Source organism: Methyloversatilis discipulorum (assembly GCF_000527135.1).
Taxonomy (GTDB): Bacteria; Pseudomonadota; Gammaproteobacteria; order Burkholderiales; family Rhodocyclaceae; genus Methyloversatilis; species Methyloversatilis discipulorum.
Genome location: NZ_AZUP01000001.1, coordinates 4,206,057 through 4,232,795, shown reverse-complemented (window position 1 = coordinate 4,232,795; position 26,739 = coordinate 4,206,057). Strand labels below are relative to the sequence as shown.

The window sequence follows — 26,739 nt, the reverse complement described above, 5'->3', positions numbered from 1 at the left end:
CCCTTTCGGGCACCCGCGTGGTGCCCGTTTTTTTTGCCTGTTCGCCCGCCTGCTGTCCGGCTCAGGCCGCTGTGCGGAAGCGACTCACCTCGCCCTGCAGCTGTTCGGAGAGGCTGGCCAGCTCGCTCGCCGAAGTCGCGACCGACGCCGCAGCACTGGCGTTCTCCTCGACCACCTGCACGATCTGCTCGACGCGCCGCGCCAGATCCTGGCTGGCTACGGCCTGCTCCTGCAATCCGCCGGACACCTCGCCTATCGTGCCGGCGACCTGTCGGGCGTGCGCATCGATGTCCAGCACCTTGGCCCGTCCCTGCTCGGCCGTCGCCAGACCCGCATGTACCCGCTGAACCGTGCTCTGCATGGTGCTCGACACCTCGGTCGCACCGCTCTGGATACGCGTCACCATATCGGTGATCTCAGTGGCCGAGCGCGCCGACTGTTCAGCCAGTTTGCGCACCTCGTCGGCAACCACCGCGAACCCCCGCCCCATCTCGCCGGCGCGCGCGGCCTCGATCGCCGCATTCAGCGCCAGCAGATTGGTCTGATCGGCGACGTCACGGATCACATGGACGATGCGCGTGATGTGCGCGACTTCACTGCCCAGTTCGAGCGCGCGCTGCGCGCTGCTCTCGATGCCCTCGGTCACTTCGCGCATCTGCCCCACCATGCGGCCGATGTCGCCGGCACCGTCCGCGGCGTGCTCGCCGGCCACTTGCGAGGCGTCGCGTGCTTCGTTGCTCAGCTCGCTGACGTGGGTAATCGAGGTCGACAGCTCCTCCAGCGAGGCGGCCATCGCGGCCGCCAGTTCCGCCTGCGAATCCGAGGCGAGCCGCACCTGCTGGGTGGCGCCGGACAGGTGGGCGGCCGAGTCGCCCAGCTTGCCGGTGGCTTCGCCTATCGTGCGCACCATGCCACGCAGCGACTGCTGCATCGACTGGACCGCGCGCAATACCTGCGCCGGCTCGCTTTCGCCCTCCGGTCGCAGATCGGTGGTCAGATCGCCGTCGGCGATCCGCCGGACAGCGGACAAGGTATGGCCGAGCTGGCTGGAGATGCTGCGGGTGATGATGAGCGACACGACGACTGCCGCCACGATGAACAGGACGCCGGCGATGAGCACGGCGCGCGTCAGTGCCTCGGCCGAGTCCTCGAGCGCCGCGATGGCGCCGTCGTTGCGGCTGCGCACCCGCTCGCGCAGCGCCATCGACGCCTCGTTCAACGCCGTCGCCGCCGGGCCATGCGTCGAGTGCAGCAGTTCGTTCGCCTCCGTGTTGCGATTGACCAGCCCCAGGGCCAAGACCTCCTGCGAAATGCCGCGGAAGGCCTGCAAGCGCTGTTCGAGCTGGGCAAACAAAGCCCGCTCGGCCTCCTCGCTGCCGGGCAAGGCGACCAGTGCGCCGAGGCGCTTGACCGCCTCGTCGGCCTTGCCGACGTAGTCCTCCAGCTTGACGCGTACCTTCTGGATCGCGGCGTCCTCGGTTTCGATGATGGCGCTGCGCGAGTAGACGCGCACCCGCTGCACCGCGTCGTTCAGATCGGCGATCGCATCGACCTTGGGCTGGGTCAGCGCGCGGATCTCGTGAGCGCTGGCACTCATGCGCACCGACTGGATTTCGACGAAAACGGCCACCGCAACGAAGATCAGTGCGATCAGGCCAAAGCCGAGAGCAAGACGGGTGGAGATTCTCAGGTTCTTCATGAAGCGTCCCTCAGGAGCGGATTGTGTGCAGAAAACTCAATGAGTTAACGGCTGGCGCACACAGCGCTTGAGGCAGGAATCACTCATCCGACATACGGCCGATCAGGGATTTCGTATGGCACGTCAGTCGCTGCCAGGATCCATGTCATCCGGCACCGGCAGGTCGCCGGGCATCTTCGGAATGTCGCCGCCACGGGAAAAAGCGTCGTTGAGCTGATAGACATAGGCCAGCACCTCGGCCACCGCGCGGAACAGCCGGGCCGGCACTTCCTGCTCCAGTTCGCAGTGCTTGTGCAGCGCGCGCGCCAGCGGCGGCGCCTCGACCAGCGGCACACCGTGCTCGCTGGCGACGGTCCGGATGCGCAGCGCCATCTCGCCCGCCCCTTTGGCCACAACCCGCGGCGCACCGCCGCGTGCCGCGTCGTAGCGCAGTGCAACCGAGTAGTGGGTCGGGTTGGTCACCACCACGTCGGCCTTCGGCACGTTGGCCATCATCCGGCTGCGCGCCATTTCGCGCTGTTGCTGGCGGATGCGCCCCTTCACGTGCGGATCGCCCTCCTGCTCCTTGAATTCCTGGCGCGCCTCCTCCTTGGTCATCTTCAGTTCGGAGTGGTAGTGCCAGAGCTGGAAGGGCACATCGATGGCGACGATGAGCGCCATGCCGGCGACCAGCAGCAGGGTTGCCGTCATGATGAGGTCGCCGGTGGCGCCGAGCGCGACGTCGACCGGCGCGCCGAACAGCGCGAACAGCTTCTCGTGGTCGCGCATGACCACCCAGGCCGCGACGCTGCCCACCAGCGTCGCCTTGCCGATGCTCTTGCCCAGCTCGACCGCCGCCGTGGACGAGAACATGCGCTTCAGACCGGCTGCCGGATTCAGTTTCGAGAACTTCGGTTCGAGTGCCTTCGGCGCGAAGTTCCAGCCCGCCATGAGAAAGGGCGACACGAAGGCAGCCAGCATCAGCGCGATGAACAGCGGCGCCAGCATCAGCAGGGCATCTGTGGAGCGCTCGATCAGCAGCGCGAACATCGCCGCCGGATCGAAGATGGCGCGCCGGTCTATGGTCAGGCCGTCGCGCAGCAGATTGGCGCTGCGCGGCCACATCCAGCCGGCGAGCGCAGACATGCCGGCGACGCCGGTGATGGTGACGAGAAAGGTCGCCAGTTCGCGCGAATTGGGCACCTGCCCTTCTTCGCGCGCCTTTTCCAGTCGTCGCTGTGACGCTGGTTCTGTCTTTTCGAGATCGCTTTCTTCTGCCACGTGCGCAGACCCGGTTCGGCAATGCGCAGGATGATGCGCCGCGGAGACCGGAGGCAATCGGCGGAACAGCGGCCGAAGATCACCCCATCTGCGACCTCGGGCGGGTCAGGCGCAGGAGCTTGGTGCGAGAGGTGGGCGGTGGGGCATGGCAGCCCGGAAACTGCCGCGCCAGCCCTGCCGTGCGCGCTGCGCCCGCTGGCGGCGGACTCAGGCCGAGCCGCGCAATCCCTGGCGCAGCGACGTCTGCAGCGCCGATGTTTCGCGATGCAGCGCCATCAGGCGCTCGGACAGCGCGAGCAGGTAGTCCTCCATCATGCGCGACAGCTCGCGCACCGACTGGTTGGGTGAGCCCGCCATCGCCCGGCTGGCATCGATGCGTACCTGCAGGTCGCGCAGAACCGCCTGCTTGTCCGGGGGGCAGGTATTGATGAATTGTTCGATCACGCGCCGTCGCTCCGCGAAATAGGTCTGGGGATCTGAATGGGCCAGCTCCTTCCAGACGTCAAAATCGAAGTCCTGCTCAGGATTTTTCGACACTCGGTGTCCTCGCCTGCATCAATCGTGCTTCGGCGATTGGAACAGACAGTGGTCGATTTCAGCGCGGCAGGGTTTCACGCGCCGCGACAAGGCGCGCTGCCTGCTCGACGCCCTGGTAGGCAAGCTGACCCGACAGGTCCGGGCACAGCGCGTCGGTATTGACCATGTCGAGCGTGGTCTGCACCCAGGCGCGCACTTCCTGCGCGCGCATGAAGAGGCCCCGCGCGTCGGCTTCGGCCGCCTCGCCGGCGAGATTCATCGCGGTCACCATCGCCTCGTTGCCGAGCGTCTCGATCGCATCCATCAATCGCATGATCTCGGCGTGATGGGCCTGGATGCTGGCCGCAGGCAGCATCGCGGCAGCGGGAAACGGGGACGAAATCGGCTGGATCAGGGTAGCTTCGGCCATGGTTTGACTCCCTCGGTAGCGATCGGCGAAGTGCCGGGTATGCTTTCTTATCGACCCTCGAACTGAACTCTTTAGGGGCAGAGAGATTGCGAGGCAGGCAGCCCTGAGACCCAGGCCAGCAAAGGAAAAGAGCCCGCCCGGACTTGGCCCGGGCGGGCTCTCTGAAACAGCGTTGAAACAGGGGGCGTCAGGCGGCGCGGGCGACGTGACCGATCAGGCTGGAACGCGATACGCCGCGCGTGTCGCCCATCGAGCCCAGCAGTTCCTTCATGTCGAGAATCAACACGATCTGACCATTCGACAGCGTGGTCACACCGGCCACGCCCTTCGGACGGAAGTCGTCCAGGCTCTTGATCACCGCGTCCTCGCGACCGGCGAAGTTGTCGATCGCCAGGATGAAGGACGACTCGGCAGACTGCATCAGCACGCCATACTGCGGATGATTCTTCTGCGGCCAGCCGAGCAGGCGGGCCAGCGGCAGCACCGGCATCACTTCGCCGCGCACCACCATGGTGGCGCGACCGCCGACTTCCTGGATGTCCTCGTGCTGGATCGGCAGGATTTCGCGCACCATCGACAGCGGCACCGCGAAGTGCTGTTCGGCCAGGCGCACCAGCAGCACCGGCAGTATCGCCAGCGTCAGCGGCAGCGAGATGACGAAGGTGGTGCCCTTGCCCTGCACCGAGCGGATTTCGATCGAGCCGTTCAGCTTCTGGATATTGGTCTTCACCACGTCCATGCCGACACCGCGGCCCGACACGTCGGACACCGTGGCGGCCGTCGAGAAGCCGGGCAGGAACACCAGGTTCAGGCTCGAACGCTCGTCCAGCGTGTTCGCTTCCTCATCGGTGATGAGACCCTTCTCCAGCGCCTTGGCACGCAGGCGCTCGGCGTTCATGCCGCGGCCGTCGTCGGCCACCATGATGACGATGTGATCGCCCTCCTGGCGCGCTTCGAGGCGCACGACCGACTTGCCCGGCTTGCCCTGGGCCATGCGCTCGTCCGGCGTCTCGACGCCGTGATCGACCGCGTTGCGGATCAGGTGGATGATCGGATCGGACAGATCCTCGATCATCGTCTTGTCGATTTCGGTTTCCTCGCCGACCAGCGCCAGCTCGACGTCCTTGCCGAGGTTGCGGGCGAGGTCGCGGGCGATGCGCGGGTACTTCTGGAACAGGCGGCCGATCGGCTGCATGCGGGTCTTCATCACCGCGTTCTGCAGGTCGGACACCAGCAGGTCGAGCTGGCTCACCGCTGCGTCGAGCGCATGCAGCGTATCGCTGTCGTTCTTGCCGGCCAGGATGTCTGCGCGCAGCGAGGTCAGGCGGTTCTTGGTCAGGCCGATCTCGCCGGACAGGTTCAGCACCTGGTCCAGACGCGAGGTATCGACGCGGATCGAATTGTCGCGGCCCTTCTCGGCGTCGCGGCGACCGCTCGGGGCGGGTGCGCCCGGACGATCGCCGGCGCGGCGGCCGAAGGCGGCATTGACCACGGCAGCCACTTCGCCGTCGTTGGCCGAACGCGCGGCGGCCGGTTCGGGCACCGCTTGCGGAGCGGACGGCACGACGCCGGTCACCGCCTGGTGCAGCGACACCCAGTCGGGCTCGGCACCGACCGGCGCCGGCGCGGCCGGGGCGACCGGCTTCGCCACCGGGGCGGCCGCCTTGGCCGGTTCGGCTGTCAGTTCGCCAGCCAGCGCGGCGCGCAGGCGGGACATCACGCCGGGGTCGGCCGCCGTCGGCTGCATGCCGCGCTCGAGCGCGCCGAACATGTCGCGCACAATGCCGGTGGCGTCGAGAATGACGTCCATCAGCACCGGCGTCACGTTCATTTCGCCGTTGCGCAGCTTGTCGAAAAGATTTTCGGTCAGGTGACAGAGGGCGACCAGTTCGGCGGCGTTCAGGAAGCCGGCACCGCCCTTGATGGTGTGGAAACCGCGGAAGATCTCGTTCAGCAGACCGCGGTCGCCCGGGGTCTTCTCGAGATCGACCAGCTTGTTGTCCACGCCGGACAGCAGGTCGGTTGCCTCGACCAGAAAGTCCTGCAGCAGATCTTCCATTCCCTGAAAGTCACTCATCTTTCGCTCCTGTGGCGACCGGATCGTCGATCCGTCCGCCCAACTGCACCTGTTGTCACGGTCCGGCAGAAACGGCGTTCTGCCTCACCGACCTTGTTGTGCGTCCATCCTTCGCCAGTCTCAGAAGCCGAGGCTTTCGAGCAGGTCGTCGACCTGTTCCTGGCTGGTCACCACGTCGCTGCGGCCTTCCGAATTGATGACTGGTCCGTTGAGCAGGCCTTCCGGCGTTGCCGCCCGCTTCTCGGCCGGCATGGCTTCGATCAGCACCTGCAGCAGGCCGCTCTCCAGCTCTTGCGACATTTCTACGATTTTCTTGATGACCTGACCGGTCAGATCCTGAAAATCCTGCGCCATCATGATTTCGTTCAACTGGGCGCGCGTGTCGCGGGCGAAGCCCGGCACATCGCCGAGGAAACCGCGGGTTTCGTTCGCCAGCGCCTTGAACTCATCCACCGACAGCTCGTTGCGGTACAGCTTTTCCCAGCGGTCGTGCAGCGCACTGGAGCGCTTCTCGACGTCGTCCTGCAGCGGGATCGCCACGTCGGTCGCGTTGAGCACGCGACTCGCCGCGTTTTCGGTCATCTGGGCGACGTAGTTCAGGCGGCTGCGGGCATCCGGCATCTGCTGCGCCACGTCTTCCAGCGCGTGGTCATAGCCGAGCTGGCGCAGCGTGTCGTGCAACTGGCGGGCGAGATGTCCGACCTTGTTGAACACGTTTTCGCAGCTGTGTTCGAGTTCATGCGACTCATCGACAGCGTGCGAGGTGGTGTATTCGGTCGCTACGGTGTCGAACAGCGCCTCCAGGTCGGCGGAATCGCCGCCGACGCTGTTTACCGCCTCGGGTACGACTTCGAGACGCACCTTCTGCGGCGTCTCGCTGGCAATGCTGTCGAACAAGGCCTGCAGATCGTCGGAATCGCCAGTTTCGTCAAGCTTCAGCTTCTTCACGGTTTCCTCTCCCGATGCAGGCTCAAGCGGCCTTCTGGTTCATCTTCTCGAAAATCTTGTTCAGCTTTTCGCTCAGCGTGCCGGCGGTGAAGGGCTTCACGATGTAGCCCGAAGCACCGGCCTGGGCAGCCTCGATGATGTTTTCCTTCTTCGCCTCGGCCGTGATCATGAGCACCGGCAGCGCCTTCAGCGCAGCATCCGCGCGGATGGCGCGCAGCAGCTCGATGCCGGTCATGTTCGGCATGTTCCAGTCGGTCACCACGAAGTCGAATTCGCTGGCCTTGAGTTTCTGCAGCGCAATCACGCCGTCCTCGGCCTCATCGACATTGGTGAACCCGAGTTCCTTCAGCAGGTTGCGCACGATGCGGCGCATGGTCGAGAAGTCATCGACAACGAGAAATTTCATCTTGGGATCAGACATGGGGCCTACCTCTCTCAGGCTTTATGTGTTGCCAGCAGCGGACGCAGCGTGTCGGCCAGCACTTCGGCATCGAACTTCGCCACGTATGCGTCCACCCCGACGCTCTTGCCCATCGCACGGTTGGCTTCCGACGACAGCGACGAGTGCATGACTACCGGTATGTCGGCAAAACGAGGGTCATTCTTGATATTGCGGGTCAGCACATAGCCATCCATCTCGGGCATTTCGGCGTCGACCAGGATGAGGTCGATCTCGTCGGTCAGCGGAGCGCCGGTGGCCGACGAATGCGCGGCCATGCCCTGCAGCCGGGACCAGGCCTCGGCGCCATTGGTGGCGTGCTTGTGTTTGATGCTCAGCCGATCCAGCACTTCGGCGATCTTCTTGCGGGCGACCGCCGAGTCATCGACGAAGAACACGTTCGGCTCGTAGTTGCCGCCCAGCGGCGGTATGTCGGTGATGGCGGCCTCTCCGAAGGTGCCGGCCATGATGCTTTCGACGTCCAGGATGGACACCAGGCGGCCGTCGTCCAGTTCGGTGATGGCGGTGATGTAGAGCTGCTCGCTGGTCACCACCGATTCGGGCGCACGCACGCGGTCCCAGTCGACGCGGATGATGCGATCGACCTCGTGCACCAGGAAGCCCAGCGTACGCTTGCTGTACTCGGTCACCATCATGGCGCCGCCCATGCCCTCGGGTGCGCCGTCCAGATTCATGATGCGCGCCAGCGACAGCACCGGGATCACGTTGCCGCGCAGCGAAATGAGGCCTTCGACGCCGCCCGGCATATTGGGAGTCGGCGTTACGGTCGGGGTACGGCTGACTTCACGCACCTTGAACACGTTGATGCCGAACAGCTCGTGCGTGCCGAGCGAGAACAGCAGGATTTCCATCTTGTTCGACCCCGCCAGCTTGGTGCGGGCGTCGACTTGTTCGAGCAGGTTCTGATCGGTTCTGTCCATCGTCTGTCTCCAGTCTCGTTCAGGCGGCGGCACGGTCGCCACCGTTGCCGCGGCGGATCAGGCGGCTGATCGTTTCCGCCAGACGCTGCGCCTCGAACTTCGATACGTATTCGTCGACACCGACCGAGCGGCCCAGCTGCTGGTTGGAACCGGAGGACAGCGAGGAATGCATCACCACCGGGATACCGGCGAAGCGCGGATCGGCCTTGATGTGCTTGGTCAGGATGTAGCCGTCCATTTCCGGCATTTCGACGTCGGTCAAGATCATGCTCACCAGATCGCCGACCTTGCGGCCGCTGGCATCGGCGTAGGAGGCGATCTTCTTCAGTTCGGTCCACATCTGGGCGCCGTTGATCGCGCTGACGTAGCGCACACCCATCAGGTCCAGCGTGCGGGTGATCTGGTTGCGGGCGACCGGGGAATCGTCGCAGAAGAAGACGGTGGCGCCTTCGATGCCCAGCGGCTCGATGTCCTTGAACGCCAGGTCGTTGTCGATGTCCGCTGTCTCGGACAGGATCTTCTCGACGTCCAGCATCATCACCAGACGGCCGTCGGCCAGTTCGGTGACGGCGGTGACCAGGCCACCGAGATTCGCGGTCAGCATGGCCGGCGGCACACGCATCTGCGACCAGTCCAGGCGCAGGATGGTATCGACCGACTCGACCAGGAAACCTTGGGTGTGACCGTTGTATTCGGTCACGATCATCACGTCGCGCGGCGTTTCGCTGGGGAACTGGGCGAATTTGGCCAGATCGACCACCGGCACCAGCGCACCGCGCAGGCTCACCATGCCTTCAACCGCGGGCGGCATTTCAGGCGCCGCGGTCACCCCCGGCGTACGCATGACCTCGCGCACCTTGAACACATTGATGCCGAAGGTTTCGCGCTTGCCCGTTCGCGTATCGACGCCGAGCGAGAACATCAGGATTTCGAGCTTGTTGGTACCCGCGAGCTTGGTGCGGGCATCGATATTCTTGAGCAACTCTGACATGTCGGCCTCGTCTGTCTGGTCAGTGGCACGAAAAAAGCGGGGGTGATGCTGGGTTTACGGCAGGGGTCGGAAAGTCTTGAACGCAAGGTGACGATGCGGTGACGGGCACGCCGACGGTCAATCCCAGTCGGCGCGCAGCCCTGCTTCACCCCTCGACGACCGACGAGAACTTGCTGACCGCCTGTACGACCTCACGCGCACCATTGCTGATGCGTTTGATCGCCTGTCCGGCGTTACCCGCCAGTTCGACGCCGCTGCCGGCTTTCACCAGGCTGGATTCCATGCTCTGTATGGCGCCGCGCGTACCGTCCTGAATGCGCTGCACCATGTCGCCGATTTCCTTGGTGGACAGGCTGGTCCGCTCGGCCAGCTTGCGCACCTCGTCAGCCACCACGGCAAAGCCGCGGCCCTGCTCGCCGGCTCGCGCCGCCTCGATGGCGGCGTTCAGCGCCAGCAGATTGGTCTGGTCGGCGATCTCGCGGATGGTCTTGACGATGCTGGTGATCTGGTCGGACTGTTTGCCCAGTTCCCCCACCCGGTCCGACGTGAGCTGGACCGTTTCAGCGATGGCGCGCATTTCCGACGACGCCCGTTCGATGATGGCCGCACCTTCGGTGGCGATGGCGTCGGTTTCGCTGGACACGCGCCAGGCGACGCGTGCGCTTTCCTGCTCCGCCAGTTGCTGCACTTTCTTCTCGGTGATGTCGGTCGCGAACTTGACCACCTTGTACAGCTTGCCGGCCGGGTCGAACACCGGGTTGTAGCTCGCCTCCAGCCAGACCACCCGGCCGTCGCGCGCCAGGCGCTTGAAGTCGCCGGCGACGAACTCGCCGCTGGCCAGGCGCTGCCAGAATGCCGCATACCCGGGCGCGGCGACCTCCTCGGCTTCACAGAAGATGCGGTGATGACGCCCGACGACTTCGTCTTTCGAGTAGCCGACCGTCTTCAGGAAGTTCGGGTTGGCGTCGAGTATCGTGCCGTCCGGCGTAAAGGAAATGACCGCCATCGAGCGGTTGATCGCGTTGAGCAAGGCGGTGGCTTCGCTCTCGGCCCGCACCTTGTCGGTAATGTCGCTGGCCACCTTGACCACCTTCACGACCCGGCCGTCTGCACCCAGCACGGGGTTGTAGCTGGCCTCCAGCCAGACTTCGCGACCATCGCGGGCGACCCGCGGAAAGCGGCCGGACACGAAATCGCCTCGCGCCAGACGGGCCCACATGTCGGTGTAGGCGGTCGATGAAGCATAGGAAGGCTGACAGAAGCTCCGGTGGTGCATGCCCGGAAGTTCGGACGCGGCATACCCCATCACGCGGGAAAAGTTGGCATTCGCACCAATCACCTTGCCGTCCGGTTCGAACTCGATGATGGCCATCGAGCGGTCGATGGCATCGATCAGGGCCTTCGCTGCCGCCGCCCGGATTTCACACTCACCGAGACGCACTTCGAGTTGCCTGCTCCTGTTTCCGAACATGTCCGTTTCTCCTCTGTCGTCTCCAGCATGCTGGACGTGCGAAGTTGCCCGGGATGGCCGGGCGCGGTCGGCTCAGTGCCGTGATCGCAAGGGAATAACGCCTGCCGGATCCATTACTTTAGTTATATCCACACATCGGCCAGGGAAATTCCCCGGTCCTTGCCGAGGCGCGCTGCAGAAGGAAAAAAGGCCCGCGCCGGCAAGCCGGCGCGGACCTTTTCCTGTGCTCCGCTGCGCTCAGATGCGGAAACGGGCGCCCGCCTCTTCCAGCCCCATGGCGAGGGCGCGCAGGTGCTGCGCCTCGCTGGCCATGGCATTGATGGCCGAGCTGTTCTCTTCGCTCATCTGCGCGATCTGTTCGACCGACCGGGCGACGTCGTGGCTGGCAATGGTCTGCTCGCTGACCGATTCCGCAATGCCGCTTATGCCCTGCGAGGTCGACGCGGCGGCGTCGGCCGCACGCCCCAGCGCGCCAACCACCTCGGTCAGCTGGTTGCGCGAGTTGTCGATGGCCTGCACGCCGCGGCGCACCACGCTCTCGACGCTGCCAGCGCGGGCATCGAGCGCGCGCGTCACTTCGTCGATCTGCTGCGCAGACACCGCCGACTTCTCGGCCAGCTTGCGCACCTCGTCGGCGACGACCGCGAAACCGCGGCCCTGCTCGCCGGCGCGGGCGGCTTCGATGGCCGCGTTCAGCGCCAGCAGATTGGTCTGCTCCGCAATGTCCTTGACCTGACGGGTCATGTCGCCAATGGCACGGGTGCTTTCGATGAAGGCGCCGGCCGCCTGCGAAATCTCGCCCACCACGTGGCCGACCGCATCCAGTTCATGGCTCACCGCATCGATCGCATGGTGGCCTTGGGCCGCTTCCTCGCGGCTGGACTCAGCGTGCCGACGCATTTCTGCCGCACTGTCGGATACGCTGTTGATCGACACCGACAGTTCCTCGATCGTGGCCGCCATGGCCGACGCCGACTGGCTCTGCCCGGCCGAGGCCTCGCTGATCTGTTGCGTGGCGCTGGCCAGCGCCATCGTGACCTGGCTGACCTCCCCGGCCGACGATTTCACGCGGGCGATCAGTGCGGACAGGCTGTCGGCCATGCTGTTGAAGCTGTTGGCGATGTCGCCGAATTCGTCCTGGCTGGCGACGCGGATACGCGCCGTCAGATCGCCCTCGGCCAGACGACGGCCGCCATCTATCGTGTGGCCGATCGCGTCCTTCAGCGACGCATACAGGCCGAGCGCCAGATACACGGACAGCAGCAGGCTGGCGGCGAGCAGCACGCAGGTCAGCGTCAGATCGACCATCAGTTGCTCCGAATGCGCATTGATGCCGAGGTCAGCGGTGTCGAGCAGTACGGTCATGGTGCCGACCGACGCCTCGACCGGCACCGAAGCGCGGGCAAACACCTCTGCCGGCGGGAGATCAAAGCGCTGCGCTTTCAGCGAGGCGTTCAGCAACTCGGCGGTCGAGGCGAAGGCGGTGCGCAGCTTGTCGATCTCGGCGGCAACGCGCGGTGCATGCTCGGGCGCGAAGCTGCGCACACGTTCGTTCACCTGATCCATCGAGGCGACGCGGCGGGCGGCCAGCTGCAGCAGCGCGCCCAGTTCGATCGCCTCGTCCGGCGTGACCGTGCCGCGCGCGCTGATCGACGCGGCGCGGCCGCGCAGCCTGGCCAGATTTTCAATGGTGAAGGGCGCGACGTTCACCGCGGCCTCGACCAGAGTGAAGGTATCGGGATAGGGGTCGAAGCTCATGCCCGACCGATCGGATACCGAGCGGAAGTCGTTCAGCAGCGTGTCTATCATCGTCGAATGGCGGGCGAAGTTGGCCGCGCCGGTCGAAGCGCTCATCTGCTGTCTCACCGCTGCCCACTCTCCGGACAGACGGTCGATCTGCGCCTGCTGTACGAGCAGTTCCGGATGGGCGGCGTTCAGCGCCTTCAGCGTGTCGAGGCCACGCGCGACCTCGGCCGCCTTGGCCTCGACCTTCGCCGCCTGCGAGGCGTCGCCGTTGAGCATGGCGGATGACATGCCGCGATGCTGCTGAACTGCAGTCATCGTGCCGAGCAGCGCACGCAGATACTCGGCGCCGATGTGCTCGCGTTCCATCATGCGCAGACTGTCTAGCCGGGACATCGCAACGGTGGTGGCAAGCGTCACGAGCATGGCGAGCAGTATGCCCATCACGAGCATCATCTTCGGAGCGAACCGCAGGCGCGACATCAGGGCGCGGGCGGGATAAAGCAGGGCGTTCATGGTCTCTCCTCGGGCGGCTGGGGCACGCGGCACTGCGTGCATTAGCCAGATACGGTGTCGAGGCGGGCTCCCCGGGGTCGATACCCCTTCACGACCCGCCTGACAGAGTTACGGCAGACTGCATCCAGGGTTGAGCGAACTTTCTGCAACGCAGCATTTATTTGATATGCATCAAGCACAACGGGGCACCCGCAGGCGCCCCGTTGTCCTTAGCTCGCGCCGCCGGCAGTTCAGGCGGCGTAGCCGATGCGGAAGCCGCCCCACTGCCGGCCGCCGACGTAGATCGGTGCCGAAATGTCGTGCACCACCTCGCCGGTGTCGCGGCGATAGGTCTGGATCAGGAAAGGCTGGCTGTGCGCACCACAGCGACGACCGACCGGGTCGTCGAAGATGCGCTTGGTGCGGTTGCCGGCGATGTCCTTCTTCTCGTCGCCGGTCAGCGGCTGCGAGAAACGCTTGTTGTGTGTCGGGAAATAGCCCTTGCGGTCGACCGCACCGGCGTAGATCAGGCCGGTGTGCCGGTCGAGCAGAGGCTCCTGGATCGCCGGGAAGAGGCGATCGGTCAGGGCGTCGAACTTGGTGCTGTACTTGGTCGGCTTGGTACCGGCGATCGGCTGGTAGTTCTCGTCGAACAGGTCTTCCATCCGGATTTCGCCGCGCTTGACCGCCGCCTCCAGGCAGGCGCCGATGCGCTGCGCCGCGTCGGCGACGATCTCCGGCATGCGGGCGTGGGCAGCAACCGCCTGCTCGCCGTAGCTGCCAAGGCGGAACACCTGCGACAACTCGGCCAGATTGCTTGATAGCACGTCCAGTCGTGACGCCTCGGCAGCGGTCGAACTGGAGACCTCGCGATTCGATTCCGCCATCGCGAAAATGCGCTGCACGTGCTGCTCGACCTGTTCACCCAGCGCCCGGTTCTGACGCATGGCTTCGACCGTGCCGCCCACGCGTTCCAGCGTCGCGTCGGCACATTCGCGGATGCTTTCCAGCGTGGCCACCGCCTCGCTGGTCAGGTCGGCGCCGGTGCGCGCCTCGACCGCGCTGGCGCGGATGACCGAGGCGGCGTCGGCGGTTTCGCGCTGCACGGCGGAAATCATCGAATGGATCTGCCCGGTGGACGCGGCCGTCCGCTCGGCCAGCTTGCGCACCTCGTCGGCCACCACGGCGAAGCCGCGGCCCTGTTCGCCGGCGCGCGCCGCCTCGATCGCCGCATTCAGGGCCAGCAGATTGGTCTGGTCGGCGATCTCGCGGATCACCTGCACGACCGAGCCGATCTCCTCCGAGCGCTTGCCCAGATGTTCGATCTGGCGCGCACTTTCGGACACGCTGCCGGCGACGCGGGCCATCTCCTCGGCGACGCGACTGACCACTTGCGCCCCCTTCTGCGACAGCTCGCGCGATCGGGTGGCATCGTCCACGGTGCCGGCGGCCGCTTCGGTCGCCGTCTCCATGCTCATCTTCATGTTGCCGACGTCGCCGCTGGCGGCCTGCGAGGCCGCACACTGCTGCTCGGCTGAGCCGGCGACACGCTCTGCCCCCTTGCCGAGGCCGCTGCAGGTGTCCTGCAGCCGCTTCGAGGTGAACAGCATCTTGGCCATCGCTGCACTGAACTCGGTGACCAGGCGGTTATAGCTTTCCGCCAGTCGAGGCAGTGCGCCGCCGCCGCGTACGTCCAGTCGATAGGTGAGATCGCCTGACATGCGGGCGCGTTCGAGGCCGGCAACCATGGATTCGAGCGGACGCTCGAACAACAGGACGGCCGTTGTGCGTGCAATGAAAGCCCCCGTCGCGGCCAGGGCCGCGGCAATCAGTGCGCCGCTCAGGGTGAAGGCCGATGCGCTGTAAGCGTAAAGGCCGAGGTGGGTGATCAGCAGTGCGGAAAAAAGGCCCAGCCAGGGCAAAATGCTGCGCGTCGCTGCGCGCTTGCTTGTTGTCATCGTTCCTCTCCTGTCCGGTAAGGATCTTCCCGTGTCGCGCAAGCACCATCGCCCGCGCGGCATGTTCGGATCCTGGGCATCGTGTGCCTGTCCGTGGTGAAGAGAGTTACGACCTGAAGCGTCCGAACTTGAGACGCTTGCCGTGGCAGCGCCTCGCGGGGTCCGACAGGGAACCTCAGGTGACTGTAAACAGCTTCTGGAAGTTGGCGACCTCGATGACCTGGCGCACCGGCACACTGCAGTTCACGAGCCGCACGACGCAATGGGCGGCGCGCGCCTTGTCGCGCAGCATCAGCAGCATGCCCAGCGCCGAGCTGTCGAGGTAGGTCACCGCTCCGAGGTCGATTTCCAGCGTGTCGATGGCGTCGCCGGCCATCATGCGCTCGGTGGTTTCACGGAATGCGCGATGCGAAGAGAAGTCGAAGCGGCCACCCAACGAGATGCGGGCGAGTCGGTCGATGACCGAGGTACGGATTTCCATGCTGGATCTTTATCAGTGAGTGGATGACTGAACGACGCGTCGACGGCTCATGCGTGAGCGGCGACCCGGCGTCCTCCCTGCAGTGCGGCAATGATGCGCTCGGCCACCTGGTTCAGTGGCGCCACCTCGCAGCAGGCGCCGATCTGAGCGGCCTCGCGCGGCATGCCATATACGACGCAGCTTTCCTGGTCCTGCCCTATGGTCCATGCGCCGGCGCGGCGCATGGCCAGCATGCCCTGGGCGCCGTCCTTGCCCATGCCGGTCAGCAAGGCGGCGACCGCGCTGCCACGCGCGTGCTGGGCGGCCGAATTGAACAGCACGTCCACCGCCGGCCGGTGACGGTTGTAAGGCGGCGTCTGCAGCAGTTCGCAGACATAGCCGGTGCCGCTGCGGCGGATTTCCAGATGCGAATGCCCAGGCGCCAGATAGGCATGACCGGGCAGGATGCGCTCGCCCTGCTCCGCCTCCTTGACGCGGACACGGGCCAGCGAATCGAGGCGGCGGGCGAAGCTCGCGGTGAACATTTCAGGCATGTGCTGCACCATCACGATGCCGGGCATATTGGCCGGCAGTCGGCACAACACTTCCTTGATCGCTTCGGTGCCGCCGGTCGACGCGCCGATGCAGACGATGCGGTCGCCCCAGGCCGACGTGACGGCGGGCGCCGGTCGCGCGACGGCGGCGGGCGCAGGCTCGGCCGGTGCGGCGCGCAGCACCTTCAGCCGTGCGCCATGCGCGGCGCGGATCTTCTCGTGTATCTCCTGCGCGTAGCTGACCGGCAGCCCGGCCAGCGATCCACGCGGCTTCGCCACGTAATCGACCGCGCCCAGTTCGAGTGCCTGCAGCGTGGTTTCCGACCCCTGTGCGGTCTGGCTCGAAATCATGATGACCGGCATCGGGCGCAGCCGCATCACCTTGTCGAGAAATTCGAGGCCGTTCATGTTCGGCATTTCGACGTCGAGCGTCAGCACGTCGGGCGAGGTTTCCTTCACCTTCTGCCGGGCCACCGCAGCATCCGGCGCCGTGGCGACCACTTCCATGTCCGGCGCCTGATTGATGATCTCGGTCAGCACCGCCCGCATCACCGCGGAATCGTCGACCACCAGAACCCTGATCTTCATTCCATGCTCCTCCGTGCCCCCGATCAGGAGAACAGTTCGATGTCGCCCGATGCGTCGTCGCGGGCGAGTCTTTCCTGGTACTCGCGTTCGCGGCGCGCCAGCGTATCGTTGTTCACGCGGGCAAGTTTCTTCATCAGCACACGCCCGGCGTGCGGGAAGAAATAGATCTTCCGGGCATGACTGTCCAGCAGGTCCTGCGCCAGCACCGGAATGCCCTCGTTGGCCAGATAGTCGAGCACGAAACTGGCATTGCGCTCGCCGACATTGGCATTGGCCAGCGTCGCCATCACGCGCCCGCCGCCGAATACCTTGGCCTGCAGCGCCGAGCGACGTGCCCCGGCCTTGATCAGTTCGTTCACCAGCAGTTCCATCGCGTAGGCACCGTAGCGTGCTGAACGGCTCATGACACCGCTGCCGGCGTCCGGCAGCATGAAGTGGTTCATGCCGCCGATGCCGCGCTCGGGATCGCGTATGCAGGCGGCGACGCAGGAGCCGAGCACCGTCACCAGCAGCATGTCGCGCGTGGTGACGAAGAACTCACCCGGCAGGATCTTGACCGCCTCGCGCGAGAAGTTGCGGTCAAAATAGCGCTGTGCCGCCTGATGCTCGATCAGGCCCGGGCCGTGATTATCGACCGCCGTCAGCACGCGCATAAACCGTCCTTCCCAGATTGCGGAACAGGTCGACCGCGTGCGAGAAGCTCTCCGAGTGGCCGGCAAACAGCAGCCCGTCCGGTCGCAGCAACGGCACATAGCGCTTGAGGATGCCGTACTGCGTGGGCTTGTCGAAATAGATCATGACATTGCGGCAGAAGATGGCTTCCAGCGGCCCGCGCACCGGCCAGTTCGGTTCGAGCAGATTCACGCGGGTGAAGCGGATCAGTCTCTGCAGTTCGGGGCGCACCCTCACTTCACCCGAACGGCTGCCGGTGCCACGCAGGAAGTACTTGCGCACCAGTTCCGGCGACAGCTTTTCGATGCGCTCTTCGCCATAGACGCCCGCCTGGCCCTGCGCCAGTACCTGGGTGTCGATGTCGGAGGCGATGATTTCGACCGGCGGCGTCATGCTGCCGTACAGCTCGCAACAGGTGATGGCGATCGAGTACGGCTCCTCGCCGGTCGACGCGGCGCTGCACCAGATGCGCGCGTTGGGCTTGCCGAGCTTGGTCAGGTGCTGCTTCAGCAGATCGAAGTGATGTGCTTCGCGGAAGAAGGACGTCAGGTTGGTCGTCAGCGAATTGACGAAGGTTTCCCATTCGGTGCGGTCGTTGCGCTCCAGCCGGCGGATGTAGTCGGCGAAGGTTGCGTCGCCGGTGGCGCGCAGCCGGCGTGCCAGCCGGCTGTACACCATGTCGAACTTGATCGGCGACAGCGAGATGCCCGCGTACTGATGGATCATCTTCGCGATGCGGTCGAAGTCCTCGCGCGTGAAGCTGAACTCGCGCGTGCTGCCGGTCAGTGTCTTCACCTCCGACAGCTGGCGCGTGATCTGCGCCGCGTTGTGCGTGGTGATGCTTGCCTTGCTGCCTGTGTTCACGATGCGGATTCCATTTGGAAGGACGATTCAGTCACTGCCTGCGTTCAGAACTCTTCCCATTCCTCTTCGGCGAAGGCGGGTTGCGCCGTCGGCGCGATGCGCTTGACCTTGCCCAGCGCACCGCCACGCGAACGCGGCAGCACCGGTTCGCTGTTCGCCGCCTCGCGCGATACCGCGGCCGGCGTGTCGAACGACGACGCCACACGACCGCCCTCGTCCAGCTTGAACTGCCCCACCGCACGCATCAGCGACCGCGCCTGCTCTTCCAGGCTCTCCGCCGCCGCCGCCGCCTGCTCCACCAGCGCCGCGTTCTGCTGCGTCACCCCGTCCATCTGGCTCACCGCCTGCGTCACCTGCGCAATACCACTCGACTGTTCCTGGCTTGCCGACGCAATGTCCGTCACCAGCCCCGTCACCTGACGGAAGCTGTCGACCACCTGCTCCATCGTCGCACCCGCCTCGGCCACCAGCTTGGCGCCACCGTCGACACGCTCCACCGAGTCGGCGATCAGGCCCTTGATTTCCTTCGCCGCCTGCGCGCTGCGCTGCGCAAGATTGCGTACCTCGCTCGCCACCACCGCGAAGCCCCGGCCCTGCTCGCCCGCGCGCGCCGCTTCCACTGCCGCGTTCAGCGCAAGGATGTTGGTCTGGAACGCGATCGAGTCGATCACCCCGATGATGTCCGCGATCTTCCGGCTCGAGTCCTGAATGTCCGACATCGTCAGCACCACCCGCTTCACCGTCTCCGCACCGCGCATCACCGCTTCGTTGCTCTGGTGACCCAGCTGGTTCGCCTTCTGCGCGCTTTCCGCGTTCTGCTTCACCGTCGCATTGAGCTCTTCCATCGAACTGGCCGTCTCTTCCAGCGAGCTCGCCTGCTCTTCGGTGCGCGAACTCAGGTCCGCATTGCCGGCCGTAATCTCCCGCGCAGCGGTGTTGATCGCTTCCGTCGATTCCTTGATCCGGCCGACCACCTCCCGCAGCTTGTCCACCGTCGTGTTCGTGTCGTCCTTCAGTTGCGCGAAGGTTCCGGCGTACTCGCGCTCGATCCTGCGATTCAGGTCACCACCGGCCATCGCGTTGAGCACCTTGGCCACATCGCTCAAGCCATCGGAAACCTGCTGTACCAGGCCGTTCAGACCTTCGGCCAGCTGACGGAAGAAGCCCTGCTTGCCGTCCACCGTCAGGCGTTGTGAGAAGTCGCCATTGCCGGCGCTGCGCACCAGATCGGTCACTTCCTTCTCGATGGCGGCCTCGTCGGTGCGGTCCAGCCATTCGCCGACCGAACCCAGTCGCTGACCGGCCGCATTGGTGATCGGGCTGGTGGTGAGCTGGTACAGGCGACCGCCGATGACAATCTCGCTTTTGACCGTGCTGGACAGCGAGGCCAGGCGGCGACGCGCCGCTTCAGGATCGTCGTAGAACACGGTGATGTCGCTGCCGACGAAGCGCTCGGCCGAGAACTGCGGCACCTTCCGGCGGATTTCCGCCTCGGTGCGGCGCAGCGTGTCGATCAGCGTCTTGTTTGCATAGAGCACCTTGCCGTCCGGATCGGCGATGCGCACATTGGTGGTGACCGAATCGAGCGCTTCGCGGATGCGCAGATTCTCGTCTGCCACACGACGTTCCTCGGCCATGTCGGCACCGAGCTTGATCTTCATCGTCTTCATCGCGTCGAGGATGGCCACCATCTCGTCGCGGCGCGTGGTCTCCACCTCGACGTCGAGCCGGCCCTCCGCCATGCGGCGGACGATGGCCTTCACGTCGGCGATCGGCCGCAGTATCGAGCGCAGCAGCAGCCAGGCGCCGACCGCTGCGATCAGCACGCCCACGGCGAGCAGCGCTGCCATGACGGCGAATGCCGACGACGATTCGCTGCGCACGTGCTCGATTTCGGAACCCGCAACGCGGATCTGCAGATCGACCAGCTCGCTGATCTTGCCGGAGATCGGATCGATCACCGGATACAGGTCTTGCACCGTGTAGGCGGTCAGCGCCGCCATGTCCTTGTTCGCCATGATGGCGGCCAGACGTTCGATCGACGCGTCGGCGGTCTTCATCAGCGGCACGGCCTGCTCGACCAGCGTCTTCTCCTCCGCCGTCATCTGGCTGGCGCGATAGCTGTCCCAGTTCTTGCCGATCGCGTCACGCGCCTGATCGAGGTTCTTGCTGCCGGCAGCGAAATCGATGTTGCCGTTGCGCACCTTGTGCGCGGTATCGACGATGTTCACCGCATACATGTCGGCGACCACCTTGAGCTGCTGGGTCGGCACCACGCGCTCGTTGTAGACCACCTTCAGGATGGATTCGCTGGTCTGCATCGCCTGCATGCCGGTGGCGGCGATGCCCGCCATCGTCAGTCCGAGGATGCCGACGATGGCAAACATGCGCGCCCGGATGCTCAGGGCGGCAACAAAGCGCGTCGGCGAGAAACCGCTGCGGACCACCACCCCGTCGCGGATCGCCAGTCCTCTGGCCTGACCTTCGCGGAAGGCGCGGTAGGCGCTCTCGGCGGCGGCGATTTGCTCGCGCGAGGCGCGCGTGCGCACCGAGATGTAGCCGGTCACCACGCCGTTCTCCAGCAGCGGCGTTGCATTGGCGAGCACCCAGTAGTGATCGCCGTTCTTGCAGCGGTTCTTGACCAGCCCGGTCCACGGGCGCTCTGCCTTCAGGCAGCGCCACATGTCGTCGAAGGCTTCGCGCGGCATGTCCGGGTGGCGCACGACGTTGTGCGGCTGGCCGACCAGTTCGGCCTCGTCGAAGCCACTCACCTCGACGAAATCACGGTTTGCGAAGGTGATGCGGCCCTGCAGATCGGTGCGCGACACGAGGTTGTGCCGCTCGGTCAGTTCGACCTCACGCCCGGTCACCGGCGAGTTGATGCGCATGACGTACTCTCCTGCCTCCCTGCTGATCGATGTTTCGCGTGGCGTCGCCGCGCGCTCAGAACTCTTCCCATTCCTCTTCGGCGAAGGCGGGTTGCGCCGTTGGCGCGATGCGCTTGACCTTGCCCAGCGCCCCACCGCGCGAACGCGGCAGCACCGGTTCGCTGTTCGCCGCCTCGCGCACTGCATCGAACGATGACGCCACACGACCGCCCTCGTCCAGCTTGAACTGGCCCACCGCGCGCATCAGCGACCGCGCCTGCTCTTCCAGGCTCTCCGCTGCCGCCGCCGCCTGTTCCACCAGCGCCGCGTTCTGCTGCGTCACACCGTCCATCTGGCTGACCGCCTGCGTCACCTGCGCGATCCCTGACGACTGTTCCTGGCTCGCCGACGCAATGTCCGTCACCAGACCCGTCACCTGACGGAAGCTGTCGACCACCTGTTCCATCGTCGCGCCCGCCTCCGCCACCAGCTTGGCGCCACCGTCGACACGCTCCACCGAATCGGCGATCAGGCCCTTGATTTCCTTCGCCGCCTGCGCGCTGCGCTGCGCAAGATTGCGTACCTCGCTCGCCACCACCGCGAAGCCCCGGCCCTGCTCGCCCGCGCGCGCCGCTTCCACTGCCGCGTTCAGCGCAAGGATGTTGGTCTGGAACGCGATCGAGTCGATCACCCCGATGATGTCCGCGATCTTCCGGCTCGAGTCCTGAATGTCCGACATCGTCAGCACCACCCGCTTCACCGTCTCCGCACCGCGCATCACCGCTTCGTTGCTCTGGTGACCCAGCTGGTTCGCCTTCTGCGCGCTTTCCGCGTTCTGCTTCACCGTCGCATTGAGCTCTTCCATCGAACTGGCCGTCTCTTCCAGCGAGCTCGCCTGCTCTTCGGTGCGCGAACTCAGGTCCGCATTGCCGGCCGCAATCTCCCGCGCCGCCGTGTTGATCGACTCGGTCGATTCCTTGATCCGGCCCACCACCTCGCGCAGCTTGTCGACCGTCGTGTTCGTGTCGTCCTTCAGCTGACCAAACAGGCCGCTGTAGTTGCGATCGATGCGCCGCGTCAGATCGCCGCCCGACACGCCGCTCAGTACCGTCGCGACGTCTGACAGGCTGACCGATACCTGTTCGACCAGGCCGTTAAGCCCCTCGGCCAGCTGGCGGAAGAAACCCTGCTTGTCGTCCACCGACAGTCGCTGCGTGAAATCGCCCTGCCCGGCGGCCACGACCACGTCGGTCACCTGCTGCTCGATGGCGACTTCTTCCGTGCGGTCTATCCATTCACCCACGGTGCCGATGCGCTCGCCGGACTCGCCGACAATCGGTGTCGACACGAGATCGAACACGTGACGACCGATCACCAGTTCGGCCTCGTAGCCGCCGCCCGCCGTCGTTCTCGATTTGCGCACGAACTCCGGGTTCGTACAGATGGCCGTGATGTTGCAGCCGATGAACTTGTCGAGCGAGAAGCCCGGAATATGACGACGCAGCTCGTCGGCGATGCGTGTCACCGTTGCGTGCATCGCGCGGTTGGCGTAGAGCACCTTGCCGTCGTTGTCGGCGATGCGGACGTTGGTGGTGACGAAATCGAGCGCGGTGCGCGCGCGCAGATTCTCCTCGGCAACAACCCGTTCGCGCTCCACACGTGCCTGCAGATCGGTACGCATGCGCTCCAGCGCCGACATCAGCTGGCCCACTTCATCCTGCGTGCCGGCATCGATGCGACGGTCGAGCACACCGGAGGCGATCTCGCTGGCATGGTTGCCGGCGATACGCAGGCGGCCGGCGATACTGCGACCGAGCCGCACGCCGATGACACCGATCACCGCAGCGATCAGCAGCGCGATCAGCGCCACGCGGAGCGCCTCTTTCAGCACCAGCGCATTCACCTCATCGACATAGATGCCGGAACCGACGATCCAGCCCCAGGGCTCGAACTGGCGAACATAGGACACCTTGTCCACCGGCTTGTCGGCGCCCGGTCGCGGCCACTGGTAATCGACGAAGCCGGCGCCACTCGCCTTGGCCACGGCGACGAATTCGACGAACAGCGCCTTGCCGTTCGGGTCCTTCGAACCGCTCAGATCCTTGCCATCGAGCTCGGGCTTGGTCGGGTGCATGACCATGCGCGGACCGAAGTCATTGATCCAGAAATAGTCCTCGCCGTTGTAGCGCATCGTGCGCAGCGTGCTCATCGCCTGCTTGCGCGCTTCGTCGTCCGTCAGTTCGCCCGACTGCGCGCGCTTGTGGAAGGCATCGACGACGCCCCAGGCCGACTCGACCGCAAAGCGCGCGGCGTTCTTGCGGTCCTCGATCATGGTGCTGCGCATGCCGGCCAGCAGTACCGCGGCCAGCAGCAGAATGCCGGCCAGGCTGGCGGCAACGATGACCATCAGGCGCTGCTGGACGGTCAGGCCGCGCGCGGCGGCGGGGGATGCGGAGTGGGAATCCATGTGTGCCACCTTCAGTGAACCTGATCGTCGACCAACGCCATGTCGGCCGACAGCATGAGCTTTTCGATATCGACGACGATGAGCATCCGTTCGTCGATGGAGCCAAGGCCGTGGATGTAGCGGGTGTCGAGGCTGGATGAGAATTCCGGCGCCGGCAGGATCTTCGAGGACTCGAGCGCCAGCACGTCGGACACCGAATCGACCACCATGCCGACGACGCGCCCGCCGACGTTGAGGATGATGGTGACGGTGAACGGGGTGTATTCGACGACGCCGACACCGAACTTGATGCGCAGGTCGACGATGGGAACGATGGTGCCGCGCAGATTGATCACGCCCTTGATGAAGGGCGGTGCGTGCGCGATGCTGGTGACCGCGTCGTAGCCGCGGATCTCCTGCACCTTGAGGATATCGATTGCGTACTCTTCCTCACCCAGCGTGAAGGTGAGGTACTCCTGGGCGTAACTTCCATCCGCGCCGTCGTCCGGCCGGTGCGACACTGCCTGCGCCGCCTGCATCATCGTGAGCTCCCTCGCTGCGATTACGGAAGTTGTAACGGCATGCAAGGCGGGCGCCTTGAGACTGGGAAGCACCTAATTTTGCGTGTGCACACGGCGCGAGACGGACGGCGACGGCCCCGCCCGACCAGCGGCCGGCGGGGTCATTGAGGACGTTGCGGATCAGGCGGCGACGGCGAGGCGTCCGCGCGCCGATTCGACCAGCGACGGCACGTCGAGAATGAGCCCGACGTGGCCGTCGCCCATGATGGTGGCGCCGGAGATGCCGACCACCTTGCGGTAGTTGGCCTCCAGACTCTTGATCACCACTTGGTGCTGACCGACCAGTTCGTCAACGAACAGCGCGATCTTGTCACCATCGGCTTCGAGCACGACGAGGATGCCGCGTTCGAGATCGGTGGTGCCGCCGGCAAGGCCGAGCGCATCCCGCAGCGTCAGGATGTTCAGGTACTCGTTGCGCACCTGCACCAGCCGCGGCTCGCCGCCGACGCTCTTGATCATCGCCGCGGTCGGCTGCAGCGATTCGACCACGTAGTTCAGCGGCACGATATAGGTGTCAGCGCCGACCGCGACCGACATGCCGTCGAGGATGGCCAGCGTCAACGGCAGGCGCACCGTCATGCGGGTGCCGATGCCGGTCATCGATTCGATGTCCACGCGGCCGCCCATCGCGGTGATGTTCTTCTTCACGACGTCCATGCCGACGCCGCGGCCGGACACCTCGGTCACCTGGTCGGCGGTCGAGAAGCCGGCTTCGAAGATGAGTCCCCACACCTCCTGGTCGCTCATGTTGTCGCTGACCGGCAGGCCGCGCTCGCGTGCCTTCGACAGGATGCGCTCGCGGTTCAGACCGGCACCGTCGTCACCGACCTCGATGACGATGTTGCCGCTCTGGTGCGAAGCCTTCAGCGTGATCGTGCCCTCGCGCGGCTTGCCGCGCGCGGCGCGCACGTCCGGCGTTTCGATGCCGTGATCCAGGCTGTTGCGCACCAGATGGGTGAGCGGATCGGCGATGCGCTCGATCAGGCCTTTGTCCAGTTCGGTCGATTCGCCGGCGAGCACCAGACGCACCTGCTTGCCCAGTTTCTGCGACAGGTCGCGCACCACGCGCGGAAAGCGCGAGAACACGGTGGACATCGGCATCATGCGGATGGACATGACCGATTCCTGCAGGTCGCGCGTATTGCGTTCGAGTTGCTGCACGCCATTCATCAGCCGTTCGAACTCGACCGGATCGAGCTTCGATGCAGCCGACGCGAGCATGGCCTGCGTGATCACCAGTTCGCCGACCAGATTGATGATCTGGTCCACCTTGTCGACGCCGACGCGGATGGAGGTGTCGCCGCCCGTAGCCTTGGAGGTCCGCGTCGCCGCTGCAGGCTTTGCTGGCTCGGACGCACTGTCGGCAGCCGGTGCGCCCGGCTTTGCCACCGGATGCGCCGGCATCGGCAGCACCGCCGCGGACTCGGCCGGCAGCGGTTCGAACAGTCCGAAACTGTCGTCCGCCGCAACCGTTGCAGGCGCTGCCGTGGTCGGCACACCGGGTGCGGCGTCGAAGAAGCCGAAGCTGTCGTCCTGTGCGTCCTCGGCAACAGGTGCCGGCGGATCGAAGAAGCCGTAACTGCCGTCATCGGCGTCGCCTGTCGTGGCCGGCGTCGCAACGAACAGCCCCCACGCGTCATCGACAGCGGCAGCCTGTGCGGATGCCGGTTCGCCCTCGGCGTAGCTGCCGGGGCTGGCGATGAACTCGACGATGTCGCGCACTGCGGCGGCGTCGACACGGCCATCCAACAGACACTGCCAACGACCGGCGGCATCGATCGACACGTCCACGACGCGACTGCCGAGCGCTTCGAGCTCGGCACTCATGTTCTCCATCACGCCAGCCGCATCGGCGCAGCTCTGCGGCAGCATGAAACTGAAACGGAAACTGGACGGCAGCGCCGTCACCGACAGCGGCTGCGGGTCTTCGTCGGCGACCGATACCGGATCGGTATACAGGCGCTTGATCGACGCGCACACCTCGTCAACGCGCGCCATGTCGGCCGCGCCCTCGCCACGATGTGCCGCCACCAGGTCGCGCAGCAAATCGCCCGCTTCGAGCGAGGCGTCGACCATGGCCGCGGTCATGACGACCTCGTGCTTGCGCACGCGGTCGAGCAGGGTTTCGAGTTCGTGCGTGACCTGGGCAAGGTCGTGGAAGCCGAAAGTGCCCGCACTGCCCTTGATCGAATGGGCGGCGCGGAAGATCGCGTTCATTTCCTCGTCATCGATGCTCTGCAGATCGATGTCGAGCAGCATCTGCTCCATGTTCGCCAGATGTTCCGCCGCTTCCTCGAAGAACACCTGGTAGAACTGGCTCATGTCCACCGTCATGGACTGTCTCCCCGCGCCAGGTAAGGGTGGATCAGCCGATGACCTTCTTCACCACCTCGACCAGCTTCTGCGGGTCGAAGGGCTTGACCAGCCAGCCGGTCGCACCGGCGGCACGCCCCTGCGCCTTCATCGCGTCGGACGATTCGGTGGTCAGCATCAGGATGGGCGTGGCCTTGTACTGCGCCATGCTGCGCAGGTTGCGGATCAGCGTCAGGCCGTCCATGCGTGGCATGTTCTGGTCGGTCAGCACAAGGTTGACCGACTTGGCCTTGGCCTTGTCCAGACCGTCCTGACCGTCGACAGCCTCGATCACCTCGTATCCCGAGCTCTTCAGCGTGAATGCCACCATCTGACGGATCGACGCGGAATCGTCGATCGCAAGCACGGTCTTTGCCATGGTACTTC

The 26,739-nt window shown here is 65.4% G+C and carries 21 protein-coding genes; all 21 read right to left on the bottom strand.

Going from position 1 to position 26,739, the window contains the following annotated elements; genetic code table 11:
- Window positions 1-61: 61 nt before the first annotated feature.
- Window positions 62-1,699 (bottom strand): methyl-accepting chemotaxis protein, encoded by a 1,638-nt coding sequence (locus tag METFAM1_RS0119670; protein WP_019917287.1) that lies wholly within the window; start codon window positions 1,697-1,699, stop codon window positions 62-64.
- Window positions 1,700-1,822: 123 nt separating this feature from the next.
- A complete protein-coding gene (gene flhB, locus METFAM1_RS0119665) occupies window positions 1,823-2,959 on the bottom strand; it encodes a flagellar biosynthesis protein FlhB (RefSeq protein ID WP_019917286.1) in 1,137 nt (378 codons plus the stop codon).
- A 207-nt stretch (window positions 2,960-3,166) separates the two neighbouring features.
- Window positions 3,167-3,496 carry a DUF3135 domain-containing protein gene (locus tag METFAM1_RS0119660; RefSeq protein WP_019917285.1) on the bottom strand — a complete coding sequence of 110 codons (330 nt, stop codon included), beginning with the start codon at window positions 3,494-3,496 and terminating at the stop codon, window positions 3,167-3,169.
- A gap of 58 nt (window positions 3,497-3,554) precedes the next feature.
- Window positions 3,555-3,905 (bottom strand): hypothetical protein, encoded by a 351-nt coding sequence (locus METFAM1_RS0119655; RefSeq protein ID WP_020165466.1) that lies wholly within the window; start codon window positions 3,903-3,905, stop codon window positions 3,555-3,557.
- Window positions 3,906-4,092: 187 nt separating this feature from the next.
- On the bottom strand, window positions 4,093-5,964 hold the full coding sequence (locus METFAM1_RS0119650) for a chemotaxis protein CheA (RefSeq protein ID WP_019917283.1): 1,872 nt from the start codon (window positions 5,962-5,964) through the stop codon (window positions 4,093-4,095).
- Window positions 5,965-6,102: 138 nt separating this feature from the next.
- Window positions 6,103-6,930, bottom strand: coding sequence for a protein phosphatase CheZ (gene cheZ / locus METFAM1_RS0119645; protein WP_019917282.1), 828 nt, complete (start codon window positions 6,928-6,930; stop codon window positions 6,103-6,105).
- A gap of 22 nt (window positions 6,931-6,952) precedes the next feature.
- On the bottom strand, window positions 6,953-7,351 hold the full coding sequence (gene cheY, locus METFAM1_RS0119640; protein WP_024300868.1) for a chemotaxis response regulator CheY: 399 nt from the start codon (window positions 7,349-7,351) through the stop codon (window positions 6,953-6,955).
- A gap of 14 nt (window positions 7,352-7,365) precedes the next feature.
- The gene (locus METFAM1_RS0119635) at window positions 7,366-8,310 is read right to left on the bottom strand and encodes a chemotaxis protein (RefSeq protein WP_020165469.1); all 945 of its coding nucleotides are present in this window, start codon (window positions 8,308-8,310) and stop codon (window positions 7,366-7,368) included.
- A gap of 19 nt (window positions 8,311-8,329) precedes the next feature.
- Window positions 8,330-9,301 carry a chemotaxis protein gene (locus METFAM1_RS0119630; RefSeq protein ID WP_019917279.1) on the bottom strand — a complete coding sequence of 324 codons (972 nt, stop codon included), beginning with the start codon at window positions 9,299-9,301 and terminating at the stop codon, window positions 8,330-8,332.
- 145 nt (window positions 9,302-9,446) lie between these two features.
- Entirely contained in the window at window positions 9,447-10,772 is a 1,326-nt protein-coding gene (locus METFAM1_RS21355) for a methyl-accepting chemotaxis protein (RefSeq protein WP_024300867.1), read from the bottom strand.
- A 237-nt stretch (window positions 10,773-11,009) separates the two neighbouring features.
- Complete coding sequence (locus METFAM1_RS0119620; protein ID WP_024300866.1) at window positions 11,010-13,031, bottom strand: methyl-accepting chemotaxis protein; 2,022 nt, start codon at window positions 13,029-13,031, stop codon at window positions 11,010-11,012.
- A gap of 230 nt (window positions 13,032-13,261) precedes the next feature.
- Window positions 13,262-14,968 (bottom strand): methyl-accepting chemotaxis protein, encoded by a 1,707-nt coding sequence (locus tag METFAM1_RS0119615; protein WP_019917276.1) that lies wholly within the window; start codon window positions 14,966-14,968, stop codon window positions 13,262-13,264.
- A 175-nt stretch (window positions 14,969-15,143) separates the two neighbouring features.
- Window positions 15,144-15,449, bottom strand: coding sequence for an STAS domain-containing protein (locus METFAM1_RS0119610; protein ID WP_019917275.1), 306 nt, complete (start codon window positions 15,447-15,449; stop codon window positions 15,144-15,146).
- 47 nt (window positions 15,450-15,496) lie between these two features.
- Window positions 15,497-16,570, bottom strand: a complete 1,074-nt coding sequence (locus tag METFAM1_RS0119605) for a protein-glutamate methylesterase/protein-glutamine glutaminase (RefSeq protein WP_019917274.1) — start codon at window positions 16,568-16,570, stop codon at window positions 15,497-15,499.
- Between the two features lie 23 nt (window positions 16,571-16,593).
- Window positions 16,594-17,223 (bottom strand): chemoreceptor glutamine deamidase CheD, encoded by a 630-nt coding sequence (gene cheD / locus METFAM1_RS0119600; protein WP_019917272.1) that lies wholly within the window; start codon window positions 17,221-17,223, stop codon window positions 16,594-16,596.
- Entirely contained in the window at window positions 17,198-18,082 is an 885-nt protein-coding gene (locus METFAM1_RS0119595) for a CheR family methyltransferase (RefSeq protein ID WP_051102819.1), read from the bottom strand. Before METFAM1_RS0119595 ends, cheD begins: the two co-directional genes overlap by 26 nt.
- Before the next feature lie 68 nt (window positions 18,083-18,150).
- Complete coding sequence (locus tag METFAM1_RS0119590; RefSeq protein ID WP_019917270.1) at window positions 18,151-20,994, bottom strand: methyl-accepting chemotaxis protein; 2,844 nt, start codon at window positions 20,992-20,994, stop codon at window positions 18,151-18,153.
- A gap of 55 nt (window positions 20,995-21,049) precedes the next feature.
- The gene (locus METFAM1_RS0119585) at window positions 21,050-23,440 is read right to left on the bottom strand and encodes a methyl-accepting chemotaxis protein (RefSeq protein ID WP_019917269.1); all 2,391 of its coding nucleotides are present in this window, start codon (window positions 23,438-23,440) and stop codon (window positions 21,050-21,052) included.
- A gap of 11 nt (window positions 23,441-23,451) precedes the next feature.
- A complete protein-coding gene (locus METFAM1_RS0119580) occupies window positions 23,452-23,961 on the bottom strand; it encodes a chemotaxis protein CheW (RefSeq protein WP_019917268.1) in 510 nt (169 codons plus the stop codon).
- A gap of 159 nt (window positions 23,962-24,120) precedes the next feature.
- Entirely contained in the window at window positions 24,121-26,334 is a 2,214-nt protein-coding gene (locus METFAM1_RS0119575; protein WP_019917267.1) for a chemotaxis protein CheW, read from the bottom strand.
- A gap of 31 nt (window positions 26,335-26,365) precedes the next feature.
- The gene (locus METFAM1_RS0119570; RefSeq protein ID WP_019917265.1) at window positions 26,366-26,731 is read right to left on the bottom strand and encodes a response regulator; all 366 of its coding nucleotides are present in this window, start codon (window positions 26,729-26,731) and stop codon (window positions 26,366-26,368) included.
- Window positions 26,732-26,739: the final 8 nt, after the last annotated feature.